Annotated in this window: 3 protein-coding genes; 2 read left to right on the forward strand and 1 reads right to left on the reverse strand. The window is 39.6% G+C overall.

Features of this window, described 5'->3' with window-relative positions; genetic code table 11:
• Positions 1-128: 128 nt before the first annotated feature.
• The gene (locus tag ABRT01_RS18035) at positions 129-692 is read left to right on the forward strand and encodes an RpnC/YadD family protein (protein WP_367749138.1); all 564 of its coding nucleotides are present in this window, start codon (positions 129-131) and stop codon (positions 690-692) included.
• 46 nt (positions 693-738) lie between these two features.
• Here ABRT01_RS18035 and ABRT01_RS18040 read toward each other — a convergent pair whose 3' ends face one another.
• Positions 739-1518, reverse strand: coding sequence for a 3-hydroxybutyrate dehydrogenase (locus tag ABRT01_RS18040; protein WP_269409548.1), 780 nt, complete (start codon positions 1516-1518; stop codon positions 739-741).
• A gap of 111 nt (positions 1519-1629) precedes the next feature.
• Here ABRT01_RS18040 and ABRT01_RS18045 point away from each other — a divergent pair, with 111 nt between their 5' ends.
• Positions 1630-2493 carry an EamA family transporter gene (locus tag ABRT01_RS18045; protein ID WP_269409549.1) on the forward strand — a complete coding sequence of 288 codons (864 nt, stop codon included), beginning with the start codon at positions 1630-1632 and terminating at the stop codon, positions 2491-2493.
• Positions 2494-2743 lie beyond the last annotated feature (250 nt).

Raw genomic sequence — 2743 nt, forward strand, 5'->3', positions numbered from 1 at the left:
GCTACCTTTAAACCCTCGTTGTTCTTTTTTAATTTTATAGAAGGAATATATGACAGAATATTCACCCGATTAAGTCGGGTAGCTAATCAAGATGATTGACTTTCAGAAATGGTTTTAATGCAACGCTAGTGAGTACAAAGCTTCATTACGCTTACAATACTTACAAATTTCGTGATCACAGTATAGAAGAACTTGAACAGTCAACCAATCCACTTGCAGCTGCAGTGATTGCTGTCAAATATGCCAATGAACACAAGAACGACCCGAATGAAAAATTTAATTTTAAACAGGAGCTAATGACACAAATTATAAACCAATTTTCAAATGAACAGGAAAAACCACGTTTGTATTTGTATGCTTTATTTTACTTCATCGATTATTTGCTTAAAATACCCAAAGATCTTCAACAAAAATTGGAACATAACATTACTGATTTTGTGGAAAAGGAGGAGATTGAGAATATGCAAGCCGGGAATATGGAAGCTTCACCAACACTAGCAGCGATCTTTAAGGAATATGAGAGACTTGGCCTTGAAAAAGGAATGGAAAAGGGTATGGAAGAAGGCGTTAAAAAGGAACGAAAAGACATCGCAAAAAAATTAATACATGATGGCTTTTCCGATGAAAAAATCATGGAATTAACCGAACTATCCCTTGAAGAAATCGAATCGTTAAAAAAATCACTTGACTAATTAATGGTAAACGAAGCTGGCAGTAAATCCAGCTTGTTTACCAAAACTATTGCGCCGTATATCCGCCATCCAACAACACTGCCTGGCCTGTCACCCCTTTTGCCTTATCACTGGCCAGGTACAATGCGTAGTCGGCAATTTCCTGTACATCAAGCAGGCGTTTTTGCGGAATTAACGGATAAAGGACTTCCTCCAAGACCTTTTCAACCGAAACATTTCGGCTGGCTGCTAAATCTTCCATTTGGTTTCTGACAAGCGGTGTATCAACATAGCCGGGACATATGGCATTAACAGTTATGCCGTCCTCCGCTCCCTCTAATGCAGCTACTTTTGTTAACCCAATCAAACCATGCTTGGCACTGTTATAGGCAGCTTTACCAGCAAAACCAATGACACCATTAATCGATGCCATATTTATAATTCGTCCGTATCCTTGTTTTTTCATAATTGGAAATACATGTTTAATTGCCATAAACGGAGCAACAAGCATCAATTTGGTAATAAATTCGAATTTTTCGGTTGGAAAATCTTCAATTGGCGCAATATGCTGCATGCCGGCATTATTAATCAGAATATCCAGCCGACCGTAACAGTCAACCGTTTGATCAATGGCTGCAGTGAGCTCATCTTCTTTCGTAACATCACATTTGACACCAAAACATTCGTATTCTTTTCCGCTAAGGTCTGTTGTGACTTTCTGTAATTTTTCTTTGTTTATATCAGAGAAAACAACCTTGGCACCGTCCTTGACAAACGCTTCACCAATTTGATAACCAATACCACTGGCAGCACCAGTAATAAACACAACCTTATCATCGACAAACATGAATACAGCCCCTTTTTCCTGTTCAAATCATATAACCTTTTATTTTATTCCCAATTATACTAAAATGAAAACATATCTTTGGAGCAGATTCTTACAAAGGAGTTTTTAAACATGTCCTTATTCGCATTTTTCCTGATTATTCTTTCTGCATGTATGCACGCCACATGGAATTATCTTGCCAAACGTTCTGATAGTGGCTCCACCTTCGTTTGGCTTTATCTGGCAGTGAGTACAATCATTTATGCTCCCATTATCATGGTCTTCTTTTTCTATCAACATATCAATCTTGGCTGGATGGAGGGATTATTTATCATTGGCAGTGCCATCCTGCATTTGGCTTATTCCGTTACCTTGCAGAAAGGTTACAAAGTTGGTGATCTTTCCGTCATTTATCCAATCGCCAGAGGAACAGGGCCATTACTTGTCGCCATTTTTGCCATTTTTTTATTTAATGAGCGGCTCAACTGGGTTGGTGTCATCGGGGTTGCTTTGATTGTGGTTAGTGTGTTTATTCTCTCCGGCGGTTTTCAGGTTATTAGAAAGGCCAATTCACTGCTGCCGATTGGGTATGGATTATTGATCGGTGTGATGATTGCCGGATATACGCTGTTGGATAAGGGAGCGGTTAGTGTTGTTTATGTGCAGCCGTTATTGCTGGAGTATGCAAGTATTGTTGCGCAATTTTTACTGCTGAGCCCTGTCGCCAAGAAACATTGGAGCCAGGTTAAAGCTGATTGGCGCCAACACCGTAAAGAAGCGATTGGTGTAGGAATCCTAAATCCATTGGCTTACATCCTCATTTTGACAACCATGATGTTTACACCGGTCAGTCACGTCGCACCCGTCCGGGAAGTCAGTATTCTGATTGGCGCGATCATGGGGACGTACCTATTGCGTGAAGGATTTGGCATACGCAGAGTGATAGCTTCTGGTATGATGGTAATCGGGATTATTGCCCTAACGTTTTCCGGGTGAGTTTGATAATTATAATAAAGATTGATCATTTGTAAATAAAGTCCGAAAATTTATAAAAAGTTTGGTACAATTAAGTGATAAGGTGGAATTTACTCCATGCCATAACATGGAACGGTCATAATAGACTGAACCCCATCAAGAGGGGTCAGGCAGCTAGAGAAAAATAATCCCTCCACGCCCTTCAAAATAAACTGAACCCTATAAAACAGACACGGATAAAAAACTACTTATCCGTTCCGTTTTATAGGGT

Source organism: Lentibacillus sp. L22, assembly GCF_040812445.1.
Lineage (GTDB): Bacteria > Bacillota > Bacilli > Bacillales > Amphibacillaceae > Lentibacillus_C > Lentibacillus_C daqui.

What these genes read in the sequence shown, in the direction of transcription:
- ABRT01_RS18040 (WP_269409548.1), bottom strand. Translation starts at nt 1,518, where the DNA reads ATGTTTGTCGATGATAAGGTTGTGTTTATTACTGGTGCTGCCAGTGGT.
- ABRT01_RS18045 (WP_269409549.1), top strand. Translation starts at nt 1,630, where the DNA reads ATGTCCTTATTCGCATTTTTCCTGATTATTCTTTCTGCATGTATGCAC.